Here is a 23,597-nt window from a genome sequence, read left to right as displayed (position 1 = left end):
CTTTGGTATTAAGGGCGGATTTAATTCCTATAATGCGAATACGGACGGATTGGTGACCTATGGAGTTTCCCAGGATCCCAAGTTGATGAACCTGAGCGGTAGGCTGAACCCTAATTTTGGTGCAGGGATCTATTTGAGACATGAAGACTATTTTATTTCGTTATCGGTCCCTAAGATCCTGAATTCAGATAGGTTGGAGGAAGAAAACGGGATAGCGACCGTGGGATCTAATAGGACCCATGTATATTTGTCAGGGGGATATGACGTTGCATTGGGAGGGTCGACCGTTTTTAAACCGAGCGTGCTGTTCCGTTATGTAAACGCCTCGCCTTTATCTGTTGACTTGACTGGGGTGTTTGAGTTCAACCATAATTTTGATTTGGGAGCGGCTTACAGGATTGACGAGAGCGTTAGCGGTATGGTACTCTTCAATGCTTCGAAATCGATGCGCATAGGTTATGCCTATGAATCGTCCCTTAAAAGTTCCATCCAGCATATGGACAATGGGACCCATGAGATTATGCTGTACCTTAAGTTGTAGTTTTAAAACGATAAGAGGTTACAAATAATGAGAGGCTGTCTTAATTTTTTAGACAGCCTCTTTTTTATAATTGTTTTTTACTTACCAGTTAATAATGTTGGGCTACAATGTGACATTTTAGCAACTATTTTTCAATCGGCTTCGAAGTTATTGCTAAAATGAAATGGTACTGAGATTTCTTTTTTATTAGATTTTCTTATTAGGTTAAAATTCCACCAAGATTGTAATATGAAAAATTACTTTGAAAACAAAAAAAGCCCAATATTATTGGGCTTTTTAAATAACTAAGATTCAATTGGCTTTATTTAACCAACTGTTTTTCTTTTTTTGTTGAAAAATCTATAGCGATTTGATTGTTTAAAATATCTTCAAACGTTTCTCTTTTTCTAATAAGATGGGCTTTACCATTATACCATAATACTTCTGCAGGCTTAAACCTAGAGTTGTAATTGCTTGCCATTGAAAAACAATATGCTCCTGCATTTTTAAAGCATAAAATATCACCATCATTAATTTCATTGATACGTCTGTTGTTTCCAAACGTATCCGTTTCACATATATAACCTACCACCGTGTAAAAACGCTCACGACCTGTTGGATTTGAAATATTTATAATATCGTGATGGGATCCATAAAACATAGGTCTTATTAAATGATTAAAACCAGAATCTACTTGTGCAAACACGGTAGAAGTTGTTTGTTTTACAGAATTTACCTGAGCTAAAAAGAAACCAGCCTCACTGACTAGAAATTTGCCAGGTTCAAAAGCCAGCGTCAACTCTTTGCCATAATCTTTTGAAAACTCATTGAATTTATCGGATAATTTTTGTCCTAATTCTTCAATATTGGTTTCAATATCACCTGCCTTGTAAGGGACTTTGAATCCAGAACCAAAATCTATGAACTCTAAGTTTTTAAATTGTTTAGCGGTTTCAAATAATATTTCACTGGCATATAAAAAGACATCGATATCCAATATATCGCTCCCCGTGTGCATGTGGATACCATTGATGGTCATTTTTGTATTTTCTATAATGCGTAATAAATGTGGAATTTGGTGAATAGATATACCAAATTTAGAATCGATATGCCCTACAGAAATATTACTATTTCCACCCGCCATCACATGCGGATTAATACGAATACAAACTGGTGTTTTTGGGTGTTTTGTTCCAAACTGTTCCAAAATAGACAGATTGTCAATATTTATTTGAACGCCCAATTTTGCAGCTTCTTCAATTTCATGTAATGACACACCATTTGGCGTAAAAATAATTTGTTGGGGTTTAAAACCAGCCTCTAAACCAAGTTGCACTTCTTGCATGGACACGGTATCAATCCCAGCGCTAAGCGTATTAAAAAACTTAAGTATTGATATATTGGATAATGCCTTTACAGCATAATTTATTTTTAATTTTTTAACCGATTTAAAAGCACTCGTTAATCGTTTATATTGTGATTCAATTTTTTCTGCATCATAAATATAAATTGGGCTTCCAAATTCTTGTGCTATTTTCAGTAATTGACCTTTATCCATAATAGTCTTGATTAATTTTGTGCAAAGATATTTTTTTAGTTTCAATAAAAAATAAATAAACAAAAAATTAAACAAATTGAACAAATTGTTAATTAATTAACAATTTGAAATTAAATTTGGTTTTTAATGCATTCACAAATAAAATATTAGTGTAATTAATAGGTATTATTTACATTTGCCTTTCTTAAAAAGAATAAGCAAGTTATGAATTTACACGAATATCAAGGTAAACAGATTTTAAGTAGTTTTGGAGTACGTATTCAAAGAGGTATTGTTGCTCAAAATGCAGAAGAGGCAGTGAAAGCTGCTAAAGAATTAACAGCTGAAACTGGCACAGGTTGGTATGTTATAAAAGCACAAATTCATGCTGGTGGACGTGGTAAAGGAGGTGGTGTGAAACTTGCAAAAAATTTAAATGAAGTAGAAGAGATTTCTGGTAAAATTATCGGCATGAATTTAATTACCCCTCAAACATCTGCTGAGGGTAAAAAAGTACATCAAGTTTTAGTTGCCGAAGATGTTTATTACCCAGGAGATAGTGAAACGAGTGAATTTTATATGTCCGTTTTATTGAATAGAGGCACTGGTAGAAATATGATTATGTATTCTACAGAAGGTGGAATGGATATTGAAACAGTAGCAGAAAAAACACCTCATTTAATATTTACTGAAGAAGTTGATCCTTCAGTAGGATTATTAGCTTTCCAAGCAAGACGTATCGCTTTTAATTTAGGGCTATCGGGCAATGCTTTTAAAGAAATGACAAAATTTGTATCTAATCTTTATACAGCTTATATAAAATCCGACGCTTCTTTATTTGAAATTAATCCTGTTTTAAAAACGAGTGATGATAAAATATTAGCTGTTGATGCTAAGGTAACTATTGATGATAATGCGCTTTACAGACATAAAGATTATTTAGACTTACGTGATTTACGTGAAGAAAATGCTATAGAAGTTGAAGCAAAAGAAGTGGGTTTAAATTATGTGGACCTTGATGGAAACGTTGGATGTATGGTAAATGGAGCTGGTTTAGCTATGGCAACGATGGATTTAATTAAGCAAGCAGGAGGAGAGCCAGCTAACTTTTTAGATGTTGGAGGAACTGCAGATGCGGCTCGTGTAGAAGCTGCATTTAAAATCATATTAAAAGATCCAGCTGTAAAAGCCATTCTTATTAATATTTTTGGAGGTATTGTACGATGCGATCGTGTCGCTCAAGGTGTTATCGATGCTTACAAAAATATGGGGACTATCAATGTACCTATTATTGTGCGTTTACAAGGTACCAATGCAGATATAGCGAAAGAATTAATTGATAATTCTGGTTTAGCTGTGTTAAGTGCAACAGAGTTTCAAGAAGCAGCTGATAAAGTTCAAAAAGTATTAGCTCAATAAGTTTAATGATTCAGAAATAATAAAAAGGGCAACAATTAATTGTTGCCCTTTTTATTTGATTTCGTTTGAACAAAATTTTTAGATTTTGTTTCTTTGGAAATAGAATCCTTGGTTGTTTCTTTTTTATGAATGGACTTGGATTTTAAGTCCGTTGAATTTTTTTCAGGCATTGGGCCTCTCAAATGAATAACCAATCCATTTAAAAAATTTCGTAAAATTTGGTCACCACATTCTACATATTTAGGATGATCTTCTTTTCTAAAAAAGGCACCTAATTCGCTTTTAGAAATTCTGAAATCCACCAGCATTAAAATAGCTACAATATCATCATCACGAAGTTTTAAAGCCACTCGTAATTTTTTTAAAATATCATTATTTGTCATATTCTTTTTTGGTTATGCATTTCATCGATTTCACTCCATGATACCTTCCCATCTAGCGTTTTTATAATTCTTGTAAAGATACCTTTATTTTTATGGATTCAAATTAAAATTTTAAAATTAAGTTTAATATTTAAATTGTTGATTATTAATATTTTGCGCATTATTAAATGGGGTTTTTAACTATTGTAAACACATAAATATGAGTTACTTTTTAAGGTTTTAAAATTTTATTTGAGATGAAATAAATAAAATCTACGATGAAGTACCTGCCACTTTTCGATAAGTTACATTATATCACCGATTATGAATTGACACTTCTCCTTACCTTTATATTGTAAATAATTAATCCCTCAATATATGATTAATAGAGTAGAAAAATTGAGTCTTTTGTCTGAAATGATTGCTTTTGCAAAATATGATAAAGACATAAAAAATATAGAATATAATTTTTTATTAGGTGTTGCTAGACAACTAGAGATATCTCGTGAAGATTTTGAATATTTAATAGAGCATCCCGTAATGTATACGCATTTAAAATCCCATAGTGAGCGTATAGTACAATTCCACCGTTTGGTTTTATTGATGAATATTGAAGATAGTGGAGATGCATCTAAAGGAGCCACTAAATTATATAATTTTGGATTGCGAATGGGTTTAAGCCACGAATCTATAAGTAAGGTTTTATATCTTATGGAAAGTTTTCCAAACAAAATAGTACCACCAGATGTTTTGATAGATATTTTCAAAACACAATACAATTGATAAATTAAGTAAGTTTTGATTATACAATCCTAGGATTGTAAAGAAAAGCTAAAAGTTTAAACTTTTAGCTTTTCTATTTTGTCTTGATAGGTTTTAATTTCGTCACGTAGTTTGGCTGCTACAATAAAATCCAATGCTTTAGCAGCTTCTTCCATAAGTTTTCTTTTTTCCCTCACTTTCTTTTCCAATTCAGGTTTACTCAAATAAGCACTTTCAGGTTCAGCAGCTTTTCTGGCTTCTAACTCATAACTATAAGTGCTTATTGAATTTTTGGTTAAGGCGTTATCTAAACTCTTATTTAACGCAGTAGGTACCAAATGGTGTTTGGTATTATAAGCCATTTGTTTTTCACGACGGTAATTAGTTTCATCTATAGTCTTTTGCATACTATTGGTGATTTTATCGGCATACATAATGGCTTTACCGTTTAAATTTCTGGCGGCTCTACCAACGGTTTGGGTAAGTGAACGTGCCGAACGTAAAAAGCCCTCTTTATCGGCGTCTAAAATGGCAACAAGAGATACTTCAGGTAAATCCAATCCTTCCCGTAATAAGTTGACACCAACGAGTACATCAAACAAACCTTTACGTAAATCTTGCATGATTTCTACGCGCTCTAACGTATCTACATCACTATGGATATAACGGCAACGGATCTGAATTCTATCTAAATATTTAGTCAATTCTTCAGCCATACGTTTTGTAAGCGTGGTGACTAACGTACGTTCATCTTTTTCAACCCGAAGTTGAATTTCCTCAATCAAATCATCTATTTGGTTCAAACTTGGGCGGACTTCGATGATGGGATCCAATAATCCGGTGGGACGAATGACTTGCTCCACATAAATACCATCTGTCTTTTGTAGTTCATAATCTGCAGGTGTAGCACTTACATAAATGACTTGGTTTTGTAAGGCTTCAAATTCCTCAAATTTTAAAGGACGGTTATCCATGGCTGCTGGTAATCTGAAACCATAGTCCACCAAATTTTCTTTTCTACTTCTATCACCTCCATACATGGCATGTACTTGGGAGATGGTGACATGGCTTTCATCAATTACCATTAAAAAATCATCTGGAAAATAATCCAATAAGCAGAAGGGTCTGGTGCCAGGTAAGCGACCATCTAAATATCTGGAATAATTTTCAATCCCTGAGCAATACCCCAATTCACGAATCATTTCTAAATCAAATTCTGTACGTTCCTTTAAACGTTTGGCTTCTAAATGTTTCCCGATTTCTTTAAAGTAATCATGTTGTTTTACTAAATCGTCTTGAATTTCTTTGATGGCATTTTGTAAAACATCTGGAGATGTTACAAACATATTGGCGGGATAAATATTTAATCTATCATATTTTTCAATGACTTTGTTGGTTTCAATATTAAAGGATTCAATATCTTCTATTTCATCCCCAAAAAAATGGATTCTAAAAGCATCATCTGCATAACTTGGGAAAATATCGACTGTATCTCCTTTTATTCTGAAATTCCCATGTTTAAATTCACTTTCGGTTCTGGAATATAAACTTTGAACTAATTGATGTAGTAATTTAGTGCGAGATATAACTTGGTCACGTTCTATAGAAATCACATTTTTTTGAAACTCCACTGGATTTCCAATACCATAAAGACAAGATACAGATGCAACCACTAAAACATCCCGTCTTCCAGAGAGTAGAGAAGAAGTGGTGCTTAAACGCATCTTCTCGATTTCTTCATTGATTGAGAGATCTTTTTCTATATAAACACCAGAAACAGGAATATAAGCTTCTGGTTGATAATAATCGTAATAAGACACAAAATATTCCACAGCATTATTGGGAAAAAACTGTTTGAATTCTGAATATAACTGAGCGGCCAAAGTTTTGTTATGTGCCAAAACCAAGGTGGGTTTTTGTACCTCTTGAATGACATTGGCAACAGTAAATGTTTTACCTGACCCTGTTACACCAAGTAAAGTCTGGTATTTTTCATGACCATTTATTCCGTTTACAAGCTGTTTGATAGCTTGTGGTTGGTCTCCTGTAGGTTTAAACCCTGATTCAACTTTAAATTGCATATTGCAAAATTAAGCAAAATATATGTGCCTTATCGTTTTAATGCAAAGTGACCTTTTATGGTAAATGCATTGCCTTCTTGAATGATGTTGGCAACAAACCAATAATCATCTGCTGGCATGTTGTAACCATTGAAAGTGCCATCCCAGCCCAAAGATGTATGGGTTAAAGTTTTTAGTAGTTTGCCATATCTATCATAAATATAAACAACCGTACCTGGTAATTTTGTAAAATCAACCACATGCCATCTATCAAAATAACCATCATTGTTCGGAGTGACAAATTTGGGGATATCAAAAACGGTGACGCTTTGGGAAGTGTCGTCACAGCCATTTAAGTCTCGCACAGTAACGGTGTGATTGCCTAGACTAACGTTTTCGAAAACATTGGATTTTTGTGGATCACCATCATCTAAAATATAAACATAATTTCCAATACCAGATACATCTACGGTAATACTATTGGGATCTGAGAAATCAACCGTCGTGGTAAAGTTTATGTCTGCAATAGCAGATTCAATAACTGAAAAAGGTTTTTGCGGAGATGGGCAACCTAAATCAGAAGTGATTTGTATCCAGTATTCCCCAATATCTCCCAGACCTAATTCTATTTGGGACGTCGTGTCTCCAGTTGACCATAAATAGGTGTCATTTGGATTTCCTGTGTACGCATCAATAATTAATGGTAAATCATTGATACATAAAGGAACCACATCATCTACAGGTACCACTGGTAATGGGTTTACAAAAATTTTGAATTGTGTAATATCAGGACATTCTGTGTTGATGTTTTCTAACCTTGCAAATATGGTATCACCATCAACAGCGGGATGTAAATTATCTAGTTTATTAATCCCTGCTTCAGCTTGAGAAAAACTGCTATAATACGTAATGTTGTGAATGGCTGGATCTTGCGACCCTAGTATCGCGGCATCGTTCTGGGATAAATCAAATACAAGAATACCATCATAATCATCATCACAGGCCACTAAGTCAGGTGGCGTATTAGCCACAGGGGTTTCTTTAATTCTTAAATTGAATGAGGTTGTGATATCACACAAGGATGTTTTATTGGTAATCCTTACATAGATTGTAAAATCCCCAATAGACGAGTAAGTAAATAGTTTGCCAGGTAGAGGGGAACTAAAGCTGCTATCTGTATAAAAATCGAAATTAGTGACCGTGGGATCATTTAAAAGCTGAGCTTCTACGATTGACAAATCCTGCGTATTGGTGTCGTTATCACATAATCCTACCGTACCAATAGTATTGGGTTTCGGAGGTGCATTAACCACCAATTCCAACGGAATAACCGTAAAACAATCTGTATTGGTATTGGTTGCTTTGATATAAATGGTTTTACGATTTGAAAGATAGTTTTCTATATTTGTTATTGCCAAACTATTATCATGCACATCATTTTGGTTAATATCATCAAAATGTTCAAAATAATGTATCACAGTACCAATTTGCGATCTATCCAAATTTATAAAGTCGGCTTCCTTGAGGTTAAAAAGTGCCGTGCCGTCGTAAATATCAGTATAGGTGTCACAAACAGCTAAGGGTCTGGCATCAGATAGTTTTGGAGCCGCAATGATATTGATGTTTAAATTCTCAATAACAACACATTTTGTGCTATTGCTTTGAATTCTAACATATAGGGTTTCAGAATTCTTATCTTTGACATACTGCAATGGTAAAGGAAGGTCACCAGCCAGTGCTAAATCAGGAGTTTTGTAAAATGAAATATTAAGATCACTTGGATTGGGCGTTCCTTGTTTTATTTGAGTAATTTTTTCATTCAGATCGAAAAAGAATTCACCATTAATGTTATCATTATCACATTTAAAAAAGGGTTCGAAATTTTTATTATAAATGGGGTTGGCAGATACTTTAACAATAAATGAACTTGTAGCAGAACATCTGGCATCCGAAATATTTTCTACACGAACATATATATTTTGATTGCTTAATTCATAAGGCGTGTTTTTAGGAATGGCTCTAGTTGTGTCTCCTGAACTAGCATCAGTAGGATTTGTAAAATAATAGACCTCTTTTCCTATTTGCCCATCCAATATATCAGCGTCTTTTTCAGATAGCACGAAATATTCCGTTTGATTATTATCATCTTCACAAATAAGTAGGTCTTTGATATTTCCTATGATGGGTTTGGTGTTAATAATGATAGAGTAAGGAACGATTTTAGAGCATTGGACATTATCAACTCTAACAAATATAGTTTGTGTTGTTGCTAAAAAGGATGAGGCGTTAGGTATAGGGTTACTACCTGATTCTGCATTCTCCTTGGAGTCATAAAAGTTTATGGTAAATTGTGACGGATTATTAACAATTTCATTCCTAATATCGTTTAAATTAATAATGGTTTTTCCGTCAGGTTCCTGGTCATCAGTATCACATATAATTTTTGGTTGGGGTGGAGTAACTTCTGGAGCAGGAATCACATCAATCTCAAATTCCGATACACCGGCACAACGACTATCGATGTTACTAACAATTCTGGCGTAAATGGTAGTAGAGCCTGTGGTATAAAAATTAGGGAGCCTTTTATCTATGTTATTAGCTTCTGCCTCGTCTTTATCTAAAAAATAACTAACAGAAAAATCAGTTTGTCCGTCAGTCACTATACTGTCAAAATAACTTAGGTCTACCATAATCTTACCATCAGTGACATCATCATCATTATCGCAATAGGTTATTGGAACGCTAGGGTTGAAAATAAGTACGGGATTAATACGAAGGATGATTTGAGCTTTTCTCGGACAATTTGTATCGTCGTTTATTTCTATAATAAGTGTTTTCGGAAGGTCTTTTTGAACAAGAACAGTTGGTCCTGTAATGGGCTTGTTATTTGTGTAATCTGCATCAGATTCAAAGAATGCTACAGTAATATTAGGCAAGTTATTGGCAATATGGGTTGTCACGTCACTCAAATAAAATTCTAGCGTATTTTGATTTTGTGTATTACAAATAGCAAAGTCTCCCAAATTGGTTCCAGTAAGCATTAAATTGGTGTGAATTTCAAAAGGCACGATAGTAAAGCAGGTATTAGCATCCTCTACACGAACGTACACAGTTTGTACATAGGGTTCTATATTTTTGTAATTCTTGGGATCCATAATAGCATTACTTCCTGTTTCGGCGTCTTCTTCAGATTCGTAAAATGTTGGCGGTATGGATGTAGGTCCTAGAACAATATCATCTAGAGCTTTCGTGAGATCAAAAACATCAAATCCATCCATGCCATTCACAGCCTCACAGGCATTTAAAAAGACTCTTTCGGTGGCAACCTCAGGCTTTTCTAGGATGTTAATGGTCATGGATGCTGTATTAAAGCATCCGGTTTGTGTATTGTATAGTCGAACATAGAATGTTAGGGGAGAGCTATCTCCATTGTTATAATCATAGGTAGTCAATGGATTACCACCATTTGTTGCCTGTGTATTGTCATTATGATAGCTTACGACTAAATCAGGATCCATGCCTGTAAAATAGTCATCATATTGCGTTAGATCAATAGTCGTAAAACCTACGGGTTCATTATCGTTGACACAAAAATTAAAAGAGGTGGTTGTTGGCATGGTAGGCGGATCCGAGACCACAAGGTTAATAGGCGTATACCCAATACAACCGTTTATATCTTCCACTCGTGCATATACTAGAGGGTAAGTGCTGTTACTAACGGGTGTTGTAATAGTTCCTGTATTGCCTTGAGCATCAGTTAAGCTTGGATGATAACTTATAAGCTTGGTATTGATAGTAGGATTGTTGTCTATGATGTAGATATCTCTAGTAGATAGGTCAAATAGTTCATTAATATCACATAAATAATAATTTTCAATGGGAACTATACTAATTTCATTGCCTAGCGAAATATTAATCTCGTCAGTACAGGGGGTGCTAATTCCAGGAACTGTGACTTCGACGCGATATAGCCCGCTTTCTTTAGCGCTCAATGTGGGCTTCGTTTCTAAAGAGATTTCACTGTTTTTAAAGAACCATTTATAACTGGCAATACTATTGTTAATATCTGCATCCAATAAAACCATTTTGCTACATGTGGTAACATCCTCACCTAAATCTACTGGTTTGATGGAATTCCCTTGTATGAATACGGCTGAATCAAATTGTTGATCTGTTTGGTCAGCTATGATTAGTTTAATATGATAAGTCTGGTTAGGAACGATAGTTGTTGAAGCCGTTAAAATGGTTGTTCTACCTTCAAAATTGGTCTCCCCTGTATTATAACCTGCAAAATAATTTTCATTGACGGCAGGGCAGTTGACCTGTGCGGATTGAGGGCGGATATTTTGAGTGTTAACAGGATCTGGTGTGCCAGGAACCAAGGCGATGTTTTGATAAGGACCTGAGCCTTCCTTTATTAAAATAGCAAACCGATCTGAATAATAGCATGAATTATTACCGCTATATTCTTCGGAGGCCAAGATATAATTGAATTGAAGTTGGTCTGAAATGGAAACAATATCAAACTCTATAGAGGTAGCATTTAAGGTGTTTGAAATTCCTAGTACAGATTCTAAAGCTGAATCAGTCCCCCAAGTAGGCATACCTTCACTAAGAGGTTCTGCTACCGATGGATTGTTTACAGAAAAGACATTGCCAGTAGATAGGACGATACCATTTTCAAAAGGAAACTTAGAACTACCCTGAGTAAACTCACCATAGCTGGTAATGCCATAGTTAGAGCCGTTCATGGAAGAGGTGACATTGGAAACCTCCACACAACCATCTATTAAAGTTTCTACTAAATCTTCTAAACTTGCTGTGCTATTAACCGTTATTTTTTGCGCAGATGCGATGCTTACGCTAAAAAGTAATAAAGTAATGAAGTAATATCTCTGTAAGTTTTTGTTCATTTTGCTTTATTTGGGTAAAACATTTTTAGACAATTTTTTGCGGTGAAAGTAGTTATAATCTGGATGAAACGCAAAAAAAAACGATAAAACACACTTTATCGTTTTGATTAGCTAAGTTGCTTAATATTTAAGGCTAAAATGATTTTTAAAAATACGCCCATCTTGTAGGGTCACTGAAAACCAATAATCATCAGAAGGCAACTTTTCTCCATTAAAAAGCCCATCCCAACCATCACCCAATGGATTTAATTGCTTTAATAATTTTCCATACCGGTCATAAATCGTGATTTTGGTATTCGGTTGGAACATATCGGAAATACCTATAATTTGCCATGTATCGTTGATGTCATCGTTATTAGGTGTAAAAAATTTAGGATAACCAATAACCGAAATTTGATTGTTTACCATACCGCAGTTGTTTTTTATGTCCTTAACATACACATCATAGATGCCTGGATATATATCTTCAAAAATAGGACTTTCTTGATAAGGCTTATATACATTATTTTCAGGATCGTACAAGGCATAACTATAAATACCTTCTCCTGTTACTAAAACCGTTATGGTATTGTTTTCAGAAATATCTTCTATTTGTATATCTTTAAATGTGGCGATGTTTGACGATTCTACAGTTATATGACTTACTTTATTGCAACCATTCATTTTATCTGTTACAGTGACAGTATACGTACCAATTCTATTTTCTTGTGTTTGATAATTAGTATCGCCATTAGACCATAGATAAGTGTAATTACTGGGGTCATCATCAATCAATCCAGCATTTAGTGTTATAAATTCAGGATATGTATTCAAGCAATAATAGGTCATCACCTTAGATGCTATGTTGGGTAATGTATGTACAATTAAATCAACTTTACTAATTCCATAACAGGCATTGGAGTTTTCAACTCTAGCAAAAATAGTTTGGTTGTATGGCTTTGTATTGGTGTAATTGGTATTCAATTTGTTTGTTTCCAACAACGCATCCTCATAAGTTTCATAATATGAAATCGTCAAACCTATAGTTGGAATGTTTTTTAGCATGTCCACTTCAGCATCCTTTAGGTTAAATATGTGTAATCCATCTTCAATGCCATCATCATCACAAACGGCTGGTAAAGCCAAATCATTTACATCGGTGATGCTTACGGTTAAAGTCAATTCCCCAAAAGAAAAGCAGCCTGTATCGATATCAGTTGCTTTAACATACAGGATTTGTGGGTTGCTTGTATTTTCATAAGCATTTCCATTCAGTTCTATGGTTGCAGCGAGATCTTTATAAAAATGATATCTCAGGTTCGACGTTCCATCAGAAGGTAAGGGCTTATAAGCTTCAGTTAAATTAAAAGTAGTTATGCCATCTTTTAAACCATCTTCATCACATTGAATCAATGTTTTGTTTGGAACAGTGGGCTTGGGATTAAAAAGGACATAAGCTTGTCCTTCTATTTCACAATCTCCATTATTAGGATTTATGAGCACTTCATAATGGCCACTAGAGTTTACTGTTAAATCAAAGGTGTTAGCATTTCTCAATACAGCCTTGTCCTTAATCCAAGTATAGGTTGCCCCTGTTATTTTTTCAGAGGTTAAGAGGTAAGTATCACCATCACATAACGCTAAACTAATGTCGCTTTTTCCATTCTTGATAATATCAATTTGGGTATTGAATAATGATTGTATAAAAGGAGGAAGTCCTTGTGAGGATTGGTTGGGCGACAGATTGATAGCGTTATGTTGATAATTACAAGCTGTACCAACTTGATTGGGATTATTTATAACCCCCAAATATGGCAAGCCTATATCATAAGTAGCACTTAATGCTCTATAAATTCTTCCGTCTGGACCTAATTGTAAGCCGCCCCGGAATAATTGTCTGTCATCAATGATTATTTGTGAGGCTTGAATGTTAGATTGTGTTAAATCAAATTGAGCCAAAGTTGAACGATGATTTTCAGGATTATTATCTAAACCGCCCCCTGGAGTATTTGTTTGAAAATCATTGGATGCATGTACATATAATAATTGACTATTTGGCGAAAATTCTAAGCCATAAGGAAAATTGTTTTGCGAATTTATGGAGAGGCTCATGGAGTTAGATACGATACCTGTAGCGGTATTAAAATCATATAAGAACAATCTATCTGGAGTATAGGTGTTGGTATTATTTGCCGTGAAATTGGCACAAGCCATTTGAGTACCATCAGGCGATAGTTTTAAATAACCTCTAGGATCTGTGATGTTAATTGGGAATGTTGATTTTTTTGAATTACTATCCACACCACTGGTGCTCACTTCAAAAGCATGAAATGTGTTATATTCTTCTCTAGTCCCATCTTCAGAAGCAAAACCAACAACCCACATAGATTTAGAAATGCAATCTTTTAAAACTGCTGTTATTTTTTCTGAGCTAGTGTTTAAGAGTTTGGTATTTATATGTGTTACAGATCCTAAGCCATTGTTTTGTGACATATCTACGACAGAATAATGCAAACCCGTATTATTAAATTGAGAACCTACAGTAAAAACATAATAAATAGAGGAATCATTGGGTTTAGGAACTATAATAGCAGATTGCGTACTGGAACTATCACCTAATAGGCCGCTGGTCATAACACCATGATTTTTATTCCAAATGGTTGTTCCATCGGTATAAAACAATAAATTGCCTCTATCATCAGATATAGAAGTACAACCTTCGTAAGTAACTAATCTCCCATCATTTAAAGAAGTTACCGTGCCTCCCGCTTGATTGAATCTTATGCCCGCACCAAAACCAAAATACCAATTAGCTGCTTCACTTTGAGCAAATAAAGTTAAGCTTATTAAACAAAATATGAGGGATAGTAAATGTTTCATCTTTAATTGCCTAAGCGATTAAAGATATTATAAATCTCTCTTTTTCAATAATAAATACGATAAAAATATAAATAGGGCAGTCCAACCAATCACGATAAGAATTTCATACCAATGCACGGCATAATCAAAATTAAAATTTTCACCAACCTGATTTGCTACAGTTTGTACAGCACTTAAACGTGAAAAGGGTTGTTTTATTAAGTTGGACATGGCATTGAGAGGTAGTAATTGCATAACAAAGGCTTTTGTTTCTGCATTGGTGTACCATTTTAGTACACCAAATATTACCCCTTCAAGAAATTGCCAAACAAATAAAAATCCCAGTGCAAAAGCAGAACGCTTCACTAACACTCCTAAAAATAAACAAAAAGAAAAGAAACCAACCAACTTAACAAAAAAAGCCAACAGATATTCTAGGTCAGAAAAGATGATGTTCAATTCAGTATAACTTGAAAAAATTAGTCCTAAAATTAAAGATACTACAAATAAAAATAGTGTTGATACAACTGATAATACTATAACCGTATAAAACTTTGAGAGTATAAACTCTTTTTTACTTAATCCGTCTATTAAATTTTGCTTTAAGGTTTTATTACTGTATTCATTGGACATCATAGAAACAATAACTATCGCAAGGAATAACTTAAAGATGGCTGCAAAATAACTGTTAAAATGCCATATGTATGGGAAATTAAAAATACCCATTTCAGCTAAATGAAATTTTACAGGACCAATATCGAATTTAATAGAGGCTATAAGTGCTATAGAAGTTAGTAAGACAAAATAAGTAATGATCAACATTTTACTAGATCTACTATGTTTTAATTTATATAATTCTATGTTTAGTAATCTATACATGTTATTTATTGTTGGTTAGTGTTAAGAATTGTTCTTCTAAGCTTTCTTTTCGTTGTACAAGATGTGTTAAAACAATGCCTTTTTCAAAAAGAAGCTTATTTAATGTGTCAGATTTCAAAGGTTCGTTCAAAAACGCAGTAACTAGTTGATTTTTAACTTTGATATTTCCAAAAACAGGAATGCTTTCAAGAATTTTTACCAATTCTTCATTATTATTACATTTAAGTTCGAAGAAACCGTTGCTGGAAATCATCTCATCAACTCTTCCAGAATATAGTTTGACCCCTTTACGTAAAACCACAACATGAGAACACACTTTTTCCACTTCATCCAGTAAATGTGACGCTAATAATATGGTGGTTCCTTGACTGGCTATTTGTTTTATAATTTCTCTAATTTGGTGAATTCCTTGTGGATCTAATCCATTTGTGGGTTCATCTAATATTAAAATTTCAGGGTCGTTTAATAGGGCGGAAGCAATCGCTAACCGCTGTTTCATACCCAAGGAATAGGTGCTAAATTTGCTGTCTTTTCGTTCTAAAAGCCCAACAATTTCAAGCTTTTCTTCTATTTTACTAAAATCTACTTCTTTAATTTTACAAACGAGTTTTAAGTTCTGGACGGCGGTCATATAAGGGTAAAAATTAGGCCTTTCAATAATAGCTCCAACTTTTTTTAGCGCGTCATGCGTGGTGGTCTTGCCATCAAACCATTTAAAGTCTCCGGATGTTTTATTAACAACATTTAAAACGATACCTAAGGTCGTTGATTTTCCGCTTCCGTTAGGCCCTAAAATGCCATAAACATTGCCTTTATTAATGGTGAACGATAAGTCATTGACAGCTGTTAAATACCCAAATTTTTTGGTGAGATTGGTAATGGTTAGTATAGAATCCAAAATGTATTTTTTTATGCAGAAGTTATTTCAGCTACGTTAGTTATAAAAGTATGACGATTCTTATTATATTTTGTTACAAGGTTAATGTTAAATGGTTTAAATTTGAATAATTAATGTTTTATGGAAGATTTAAAAATTTCAAAGAAAAAACCTTCTTATCCAATAACATCTAAACTGCATCACTATTTAACGGAATATAATAGGAATATTAAAATGCCGGTTTTCTATGATGATTTGTTGAGGTTTCAAGGATCGATAGTGGTGTATGATAAAGAAGATAATGATACCCTTTGGATACGTGTTTATTATAGTGAATTTGATAGAAATGAAATAGATTTGGCTTTAAAGAAAGTGTATACCATTTTACATTCCGATGGAAATGAAAATACCATTCCTTTCTTAAATGTCGATGCTATTGATTATTGTACGTTCGGAAATTCTAAACCGTTCAGAATAAAAGTCAGGAACATTTTAAATGACAATTATACTTATTTTTATGTGAAGACTGCTGATGCTTCCCGTATTTATGGATTAGAATTGGAGCATATGCTATCTCCATATAATTTGAATTTTTTGGTAAGTAATACGACCTTAATTGAAGAGCATATAGCTGGAATTCCTGGCGATGTTTTTATAAAAGACATGCTGCCTCACTGCACAAAAAGTGAAAAATCTCAAATTGCTAAAGAGTTTGTTAAGTTTAATGAACGTTGTATGATTAGACTTTTGGGTGATATGCGTTCTTATAATTATGTGATTGTGCCTACTCATGATTTCGATCATGTGGTTTATAAAATTAGAGCGATAGATTTCGACCAACAGTCTTACGAAGGGAAATTTAATATTTACAGACCCCAATTTTTTAAAGAAAATTTCACCATGGTGGCATTGGTTTCAGAATGTTTCCAAAGACTTTCCATAGACCAATATAAAATTGAAGAGCGTTCTATTTTGGTAAAACGTTTAAAAAGTTTTCATGGCAGAATTGATGAACTTTTAGATTGTATGGCAGAAGATGTGATTTCAAAACCTGAGAATGTAGATTTACTCAAGACTAAAATATTTGAATATACACAAGATTCTAAGTTTTTGGACTGTCAATCTATGGGGCAAATACTTAAAAATGCACTGGAATTTTTGACTCACAATTATGAAAATGTAAATCCGCAAGGACTATAGCAAACTAACATATTAATTCCAGTTTTCATCAAAATCCAGATTTTCGTAATCGTCTATGTCCAAATCATCTTCAAACTCATCAAAATCATCATCAAAGTCATCCGCTTCAAATAATTTTTGAGGTGCATCATCTGGAACCTGACCTTTTACAAACATGAGGTTAGGGTAGGTAGTACCTTCTGCTTCTTCTACAATTTCAGCTAATTCCACGTAAAATGTCCACATACTAAAGAAATCGTAGACATAAATAAGCTTAGGCTGTATTTCATGAGCCACATCATTGATTATGGTTTCGCTCATTAAGCGTGCAGAATTATCGTCACTTAAATCAAATAAAGAGATTTCTTCGCCTTGTTCCCAGGTATCATTACTTATATAAAAGGAGGCCATTTCTGTCCCATCAAATCCAAAAGATTGGGTAATAATGTTGTGTAAATCCTCAAGGGTGTCTGTTTCACGAATTTCTAAATCACGAAACACATCATCATCGGTATCATTGTCAAGAATGACTCTAAATCTGTAAATCATTGTAAAAAATTATATTGCAAATGTATGTTTTTTTATATTATTTGCTAAATCTGTGAAGTGTAAATGTCATGGTGCTTAACAGAAAAAATGCGCCCACTTGATGGGTAACCCCTAACCAAACAGGAACGTGATAAATGATGGTTAAAACACCTAATAAAAATTGAATCCCCACCATAATTAGTAAACCATTTATTCCAAAAGATTGGTATTTTGTTAGACTCATTTTTCTAGATTTATACCAAATAATGGCTATAAAGAGCACCACAAAATAAGCCAGTGTTCTATGAACAAATTGCACCCCACTTTTACCTTCAATAAAGTTTTTATATATCGGACTTTGCTCAATATAAACCGTTTCGTGCATAAATTTGCCTTCACTCATCATAGGCCAATGGTTGTGGATAAAACCTGCGTCTAAACCTGCAACAAATGCGCCGTAAATAATTTGAAGTAATAAAAGAGCAAGTCCCCAGCGTATTAAATTTCTAAAAGATACATGGATGCTTTTTTGGGAAGGAAACATTAAATCTAACGCAACCCAAAATGTATATGCAAATGTTATGAAAGCCGTTGTTAAATGAGCGGCTAATCTATAATGGCTTACATCTGGATTATCTACCAAACCACTTTTAACCATATACCAACCTAAAAAACCTTGGAACCCACCTAAACACAGCAGAATAACAGACTTTTTTATGGTAGGTTTGGTAAGCTGTTTGGTAATTAAAAAATACATAAAAGGAATAAAAAAAACGATTCCAATAAACCGACCAATAAGTCTGTGAAGCCATTCCCAGAAGTAAATATCTTTAAAATCTTCTAAAGAAAAGTGATTGTTAAGTTTTTGATATTCAGGATATTGTTTGTATAAATCGAAAGCTTCGTGCCATTCGGTTTCGTTCGTAGGAGGAAGCGTACCAGAAATAAGTTTGTAATTGGAAATGGATAAACCAGAATGTGTTAATCTAGTGATTCCACCCACTACAACCATAATGAATATCAATAAGCAACCGGTTAATAACCAGTAAATTACTTTTTTGTTGTCTTTTTTTGTTTTCAAAGTTTCAAAGTTTTAAGGTTTCAAAGTTTCAAAGTTTTTACTCTTTGATTTTTTAATGAAACTGGTTAACATGCGTTCTATTTCTCTTGTATTGGCATAAAGATTTTTGAAATTATCTTCTTTCAAAAACTTTAAACTATAAGCAATTTCAATCTGAGTCTGTCATTCAAATAAAGAACTCAGGACTATTGTTGTTATCCATATTAATTAGAAGTCTTTGTTTCTTTGAAACTTTGTAACTTTTAATCCCAATCTTTTTCCTTCTTCTAGCATCAATTGAAATGCGGCTTCATGCTCATTTGGAATATCGCCTTCTAAAATAGCTTCTTTGATGGTTTCTTTAATAATTCCTATTTCTTTGGAAGGTTTTAAATTAAAGGTTTCCATAATTTCTTCTCCAGAAATGGGTGGTTGAAAATTTCGGATGTGATCTCGTTCTTCAACTTCAATAATTTTTTCTCTAACAATTTTAAAATTATTATGGTATTTATTGAATTTTTTAGGGTTTTTAGTAGTGATATCTGCTTCGCAAAGCATCATTAAATCATCCACATAATCACTAGCATCAAATACCAATCTTCGAACAGCAGAATCAGTCACTTCTTCATTAGCAAGTACAATGGGGCGGGAACTCATAAACACCATTTTTTGAACAAATTTCATTTTATCATTCAAAGGCATTTTTAATCTTTTAAATAAATGAAATACCATTTTAGAGCCTTCAAACTCGTGTCCATGAAATGTCCAACCTATTTTTTTACTGAATTTTTTTGTGGGTGCTTTACCAATATCGTGTAATAATGCGGCCCAACGTAACCATACATCATCGGTATTTTTTGAGATATTATCAACGACTTCTAAAGTGTGATAAAAATTATCTTTGTGCCGTTGGCCTTCAATTTCATCAATACCTTTTAAAGCGGTTAATTCTGGGAGTATATATTCTAATAATCCTGTTTTATCTAATAAAAGAAAACCCAAAGAAGGTGTTTTGCTTTCAAGAATTTTATTCAGTTCAACAACAATGCGTTCGTTGGTTATAATGTTGATTCGATTCTTGTTTTTTGAAATAGCTTCTAATGAAGCTTCCTCAATTATAAAATCCAACTGTGTTGCAAAGCGAATGGCACGCATCATCCGTAATGGATCGTCACTATAAGTAATATCCGGATTTAAAGGTGTGCGAATGATTTTGTGTTTTAAATCTTCCAGCCCATTAAAAGGGTCTAATAAATCTCCGAATTTACTTTCGGACAAATCTAAAGCAAAAGCATTGATGGTGAAATCCCGACGGTTTTGGTCATCTTCCAAAGTACCATTTTGAACCGATGGATTTCTGCTTTCTTCATGATAGGATTCCTTTCTTGCACCCACAAATTCTATATCAATACCATCAAAATGAATCATGGCTGTGCCGTAAGTTTTAAAAACTTGAACTTTTGTTTTTATAGGAAGATTTTTAGCAACCTGTTTGGCTAATTTTATACCATCGCCAACAGTAACTATATCGATATCTTTGGCATCGCCTCTTTTTAAAATAAAATCGCGAACAAAGCCACCAATCACATAGGCATCAAGATGTAATTCTTTAGCAGATTGAGATACAATTTTGAAAATGGGATGATGTAAGGCTTCTTTGTAATTCATTTTTTTACCGCAAATTCGCAAATTATTTTTTCTTAGAATCTATTATACGCTTGTATTCCAAGGAAATTAAGTTGAAATTGGCTAAAATTGCTAGTTTGTAACCTGATATTTTTAAATAATTAAGACATTGATTATAATGGCTTGCATGAAAGCACTCAATTGTTTTTATTTCTAGTATAATATTATTAAATACAACAAAATCAGCGTAAAATTTGTGTTTTAGAAAAGTGTCTTTGTATTTCACTTTAAACTCTTTTTCGCGTTCAAAAGGCATATTATTTTTAAGGAATTCATATTCCAAAGCATCTTTATAGACCATTTCAGAAAAACCACTTCCTAAATTATTATAAACATCAAATAAAGTTCCATCTATGGCATAGCTTTCTTCTTTATTATTTATAATATTAAACATATATTAGTGGCTAAGTTTATCAACGAATAATCTTAACAACTCCATTATTACTCAATTTAATTATGGATGATGGTTTTGAGCAGATTTTTTCGCGATGCAAATTTACAACATAGTCTACACCTTTTAAAACCTCTTGTGATATTTCTTTGAACGATTTTGGAGTTGGTTGTCCGCTAATATTGGCTGAAGTAGATACAATGGCACCGTTAAATCTGCGTAATAATTGAAAACAAAAATCATCATTAGGGATTCTTATAGCTATAGTGTTATCATCGGCAACCAAATTTTCGGCTAGATTTTGGGCATCGTCGTAAATAATGGTAATGGGATTGTCGGCCACATCTAAAATATTATAAGCCACCTCTGGTACTTTTTTTACATATTTTTTCAGCATTCTGTCATCGGCAACCAAGCATATTAAAGCTTTAGAATCTGAACGCTGTTTTAGTTTGTAAATTTTTTCTACAGCTTTTGTATTTGTGGCATCGCAGCCAATGCCCCAAACGGTATCTGTAGGGTAGAGTAGGAGGCCTCCTTCTTTAAGTACTTTTAAGGCGTTGTTTATTTCGTTTTGCATTTAGAGTTGTTTTTTAAATGTCGCTAAATATTTTTTCTATAATATCTATGTTTTTATTCCAAGAGAACTTATTTATAAAATAATGATGTCCTTTTTCAGCTATTTGTATTCTGTATTCATCATCATTTAAAAATAATTCAATTTTTTTGAAGACATCCTCTACATTTTCAGTTTCAATAGCTAGACCTGTTTCATTATTTTTCAAATAATCTTTATGTCCACCAATATTAGTTGCTATTAATGCACAACCACAAGACAATGCTTCGCATGGAGGTAAGGCAAACCCCTCCTGAATACTTGTTGATAAAAAAATGGCATGAGCATTATATAAATCGGGGAGGTTTTTAGGCTGGTGATAATAATCAAAGTTTTGTGGAAAATTATAAGGTTTGGTTGGAGTGCCAAACATTGAAATGGTAACAAATGGATATTTTTTTTTAATGTTCATTAATGCTTCCATACCGTAAGATGTGCCTTTTCTTTTTTCATTTGAATAAAGCATTAAAATAGAAGGTGAACGTTTTTGAATGTCATTTTTTTTATAAAAAATGGTGTTGTCTATGGCATTAAATAAAGTATATGTTTTTTTAACTGATCTTGGATTAACAATGTCATACAAATAGGAAGCTATCACAATGTTTGTTGTATTTGGTAAAGTATAAGATTTTAAAAGCATGTCTTCATGACCTTTCCAATTTTCATAATCTTGAATTAAATTTATTTTTTTTCCCTTCTCTTCACTTAACTCGTGTACTTCTAGAGCAGTGGCCCACCATGTAGATATAATAAAATCGGCTTTAGGAATATATTTATCAGAAATTTTTTTAACATTGAAGGATTTTATATTGGGGTGTAATGGAAACCATTGAGGTCTATGGGTTTTTCGTAACTTGTGTAAAATAGCTCTTATAAAATAGGGTTTTTTATATTTGGTATAAGAAGTGTTTAAAGAATGATATATTTGTACCTCATATCGTTTTTTAGCTAAAAGATTAGCGTATGTATACATGACTTTAGGTCCACCATTAGGACGTTTTGTTGGAAAAGGTAATATAAAATTGATTTTTTTTGCAAGGATCATTATAATAAATTTACCTTCAATGATAATACTAAATTTTAATACACACAAACTGATAATAGTTGGAATTATAAGCAAACAGTTAAAATAAAGCAAGTATGCAAGAAAACTTGGTAACCATTGTTATACCTATATGTAAGGTATCCCTTTCTGAAACAGAACAAATGTCTTTAAATCAATGTGTGAAATTGTTAGGGGATTTTGATATTGTTTTTGCGCAGCCAGAAAAACTGGATAGTTCTTCTATTGCTTTTGGAGGCAAAATACGAACAGAATTATTTCCAGATAGTTACTTTGAAAATGTCTATGCTTATAATAGTTTGATGTTGTCTGATGCTTTCTATGAACGTTTTTTAGATTTTAAATATATGTTAGTTTATCAGTTGGATGCCTTTGTTTTTAGAAACGAATTGGAATATTGGTGTAATAAAGGTTATGATTATATAGGTGCACCATGGATTGCTTCACCTAATACAGTGCTGAAAAAAATACTTACTTTATTCTATTCCCAAAGAAAAAAGGAGAGACAAAAAATATTTTTTAAAGTAGGAAACGGAGGGTTTTCATTACGAAATATATATAAAAGCTATAAAATAGCACAAGACATGAAAAGTGATATTGAAGCCAATTTAAAGCGGGATAAAAACGATTTTTATATTATGGAAGATGTTTTTTGGTCTATCATCGTACCTAAACACTATCCTGATTTTGGTATCCCAGAATATAAAGAAGCATTAGGTTTTGCAATGGACAGAAAGCCAAATTTAGCATTCAAGTTGAACAAAAATAGACTTCCTTTTGGTTGTCATGGGTTTGATAAACCAAAAGTGAAATCATTCTGGAAAGATATTTTGATTTCAAATTATTTAGGTTAGAAATCATAGTTAACTAAAAAACATAAGTAACCTATTTATTAGTGAAAAAATAA

Annotated in this window: 19 protein-coding genes; 5 read left to right on the top strand and 14 right to left on the bottom strand. The window is 33.1% G+C overall.

The features are described 5' to 3' along the window. On the top strand, positions 1 to 541 hold a 541-nt coding region (locus tag DKT72_RS14955; RefSeq protein WP_162623322.1), incomplete at its 5' end, for a PorP/SprF family type IX secretion system membrane protein. A gap of 301 nt (positions 542 to 842) precedes the next feature. Here DKT72_RS14955 and lysA read toward each other — a convergent pair. Beyond that, positions 843 to 2,078 carry a diaminopimelate decarboxylase gene (gene lysA, locus DKT72_RS14950; protein WP_111309545.1) on the bottom strand — a complete coding sequence of 412 codons (1,236 nt, stop codon included), beginning with the start codon at positions 2,076 to 2,078 and terminating at the stop codon, positions 843 to 845. A 204-nt stretch (positions 2,079 to 2,282) separates the two neighbouring features. Here lysA and sucC point away from each other — a divergent pair, with 204 nt between their 5' ends. Further along, positions 2,283 to 3,476, top strand: a complete 1,194-nt coding sequence (sucC, locus tag DKT72_RS14945; RefSeq protein WP_111309544.1) for an ADP-forming succinate--CoA ligase subunit beta — start codon at positions 2,283 to 2,285, stop codon at positions 3,474 to 3,476. 35 nt (positions 3,477 to 3,511) lie between these two features. Here sucC and DKT72_RS14940 read toward each other — a convergent pair whose 3' ends face one another. Beyond that, complete coding sequence (locus DKT72_RS14940; protein ID WP_111309543.1) at positions 3,512 to 3,859, bottom strand: DUF1456 family protein; 348 nt, start codon at positions 3,857 to 3,859, stop codon at positions 3,512 to 3,514. A gap of 357 nt (positions 3,860 to 4,216) precedes the next feature. Between DKT72_RS14940 and DKT72_RS14935 the strand changes: the two genes are divergently transcribed. After that, on the top strand, positions 4,217 to 4,621 hold the full coding sequence (locus DKT72_RS14935; protein WP_111309542.1) for a TerB family tellurite resistance protein: 405 nt from the start codon (positions 4,217 to 4,219) through the stop codon (positions 4,619 to 4,621). A 56-nt stretch (positions 4,622 to 4,677) separates the two neighbouring features. Here the strand turns inward: DKT72_RS14935 and uvrB are convergent, their stop codons facing one another. The 5 genes from uvrB to DKT72_RS14910 form a co-directional block, all read right to left on the bottom strand. After that, entirely contained in the window at positions 4,678 to 6,681 is a 2,004-nt protein-coding gene (gene uvrB / locus DKT72_RS14930) for an excinuclease ABC subunit UvrB (RefSeq protein ID WP_111309541.1), read from the bottom strand. Between the two features lie 29 nt (positions 6,682 to 6,710). Continuing rightward, the gene (locus tag DKT72_RS14925) at positions 6,711 to 11,573 is read right to left on the bottom strand and encodes a T9SS type B sorting domain-containing protein (RefSeq protein WP_111309540.1); all 4,863 of its coding nucleotides are present in this window, start codon (positions 11,571 to 11,573) and stop codon (positions 6,711 to 6,713) included. A gap of 120 nt (positions 11,574 to 11,693) precedes the next feature. Further along, entirely contained in the window at positions 11,694 to 14,432 is a 2,739-nt protein-coding gene (locus tag DKT72_RS14920) for a T9SS type B sorting domain-containing protein (protein WP_111309539.1), read from the bottom strand. A 27-nt stretch (positions 14,433 to 14,459) separates the two neighbouring features. Further along, positions 14,460 to 15,290: an ABC transporter permease gene (locus tag DKT72_RS14915; protein WP_111309538.1), complete on the bottom strand. Its 831-nt coding sequence runs from the start codon at positions 15,288 to 15,290 to the stop codon at positions 14,460 to 14,462. Between the two features lies 1 nt (position 15,291). Further along, positions 15,292 to 16,188, bottom strand: coding sequence for an ABC transporter ATP-binding protein (locus DKT72_RS14910; RefSeq protein ID WP_111309537.1), 897 nt, complete (start codon positions 16,186 to 16,188; stop codon positions 15,292 to 15,294). A gap of 120 nt (positions 16,189 to 16,308) precedes the next feature. On the opposite strand from DKT72_RS14910, the gene DKT72_RS14905 reads away from it, so the two are divergent. Beyond that, positions 16,309 to 17,367 (top strand): hypothetical protein, encoded by a 1,059-nt coding sequence (locus DKT72_RS14905; protein ID WP_111309536.1) that lies wholly within the window; start codon positions 16,309 to 16,311, stop codon positions 17,365 to 17,367. Positions 17,368 to 17,379: 12 nt separating this feature from the next. On the opposite strand, the gene DKT72_RS14900 is transcribed toward DKT72_RS14905, so the two are convergent. Genes DKT72_RS14900 through DKT72_RS14870 form a run of 7 tightly spaced genes read right to left on the bottom strand, consistent with a single transcriptional unit; the run spans position 17,380 to position 22,672 of the window. Further along, on the bottom strand, positions 17,380 to 17,895 hold the full coding sequence (locus DKT72_RS14900; RefSeq protein ID WP_111309535.1) for an IS1096 element passenger TnpR family protein: 516 nt from the start codon (positions 17,893 to 17,895) through the stop codon (positions 17,380 to 17,382). Between the two features lie 37 nt (positions 17,896 to 17,932). Then, positions 17,933 to 18,955, bottom strand: a complete 1,023-nt coding sequence (locus DKT72_RS14895; RefSeq protein ID WP_111309534.1) for a COX15/CtaA family protein — start codon at positions 18,953 to 18,955, stop codon at positions 17,933 to 17,935. 12 nt (positions 18,956 to 18,967) lie between these two features. Continuing rightward, a complete protein-coding gene (locus tag DKT72_RS18555; protein ID WP_317048445.1) occupies positions 18,968 to 19,108 on the bottom strand; it encodes a four helix bundle protein in 141 nt (46 codons plus the stop codon). A 54-nt stretch (positions 19,109 to 19,162) separates the two neighbouring features. Then, positions 19,163 to 20,602, bottom strand: coding sequence for a CCA tRNA nucleotidyltransferase (locus DKT72_RS14885; protein WP_111309533.1), 1,440 nt, complete (start codon positions 20,600 to 20,602; stop codon positions 19,163 to 19,165). 22 nt (positions 20,603 to 20,624) lie between these two features. Beyond that, positions 20,625 to 21,014: a GxxExxY protein gene (locus tag DKT72_RS14880; protein WP_111309532.1), complete on the bottom strand. Its 390-nt coding sequence runs from the start codon at positions 21,012 to 21,014 to the stop codon at positions 20,625 to 20,627. A 19-nt stretch (positions 21,015 to 21,033) separates the two neighbouring features. After that, positions 21,034 to 21,591, bottom strand: a complete 558-nt coding sequence (locus DKT72_RS14875; protein ID WP_111309531.1) for an L-threonylcarbamoyladenylate synthase — start codon at positions 21,589 to 21,591, stop codon at positions 21,034 to 21,036. A gap of 13 nt (positions 21,592 to 21,604) precedes the next feature. Beyond that, positions 21,605 to 22,672, bottom strand: coding sequence for a glycosyltransferase family 4 protein (locus tag DKT72_RS14870; RefSeq protein WP_162623321.1), 1,068 nt, complete (start codon positions 22,670 to 22,672; stop codon positions 21,605 to 21,607). A gap of 95 nt (positions 22,673 to 22,767) precedes the next feature. Between DKT72_RS14870 and DKT72_RS14865 the strand changes: the two genes are divergently transcribed. Continuing rightward, positions 22,768 to 23,544, top strand: coding sequence for a DUF5672 family protein (locus DKT72_RS14865; protein WP_111309529.1), 777 nt, complete (start codon positions 22,768 to 22,770; stop codon positions 23,542 to 23,544). Positions 23,545 to 23,597 lie beyond the last annotated feature (53 nt).

This window comes from Confluentibacter sediminis, assembly GCF_003258355.1.
GTDB classification, from domain to species: domain Bacteria; phylum Bacteroidota; class Bacteroidia; order Flavobacteriales; family Flavobacteriaceae; genus Confluentibacter; species Confluentibacter sediminis.
Note: the sequence above shows the minus strand (reverse complement) of the source record. Positions and strands in the feature narration are given on the sequence as shown.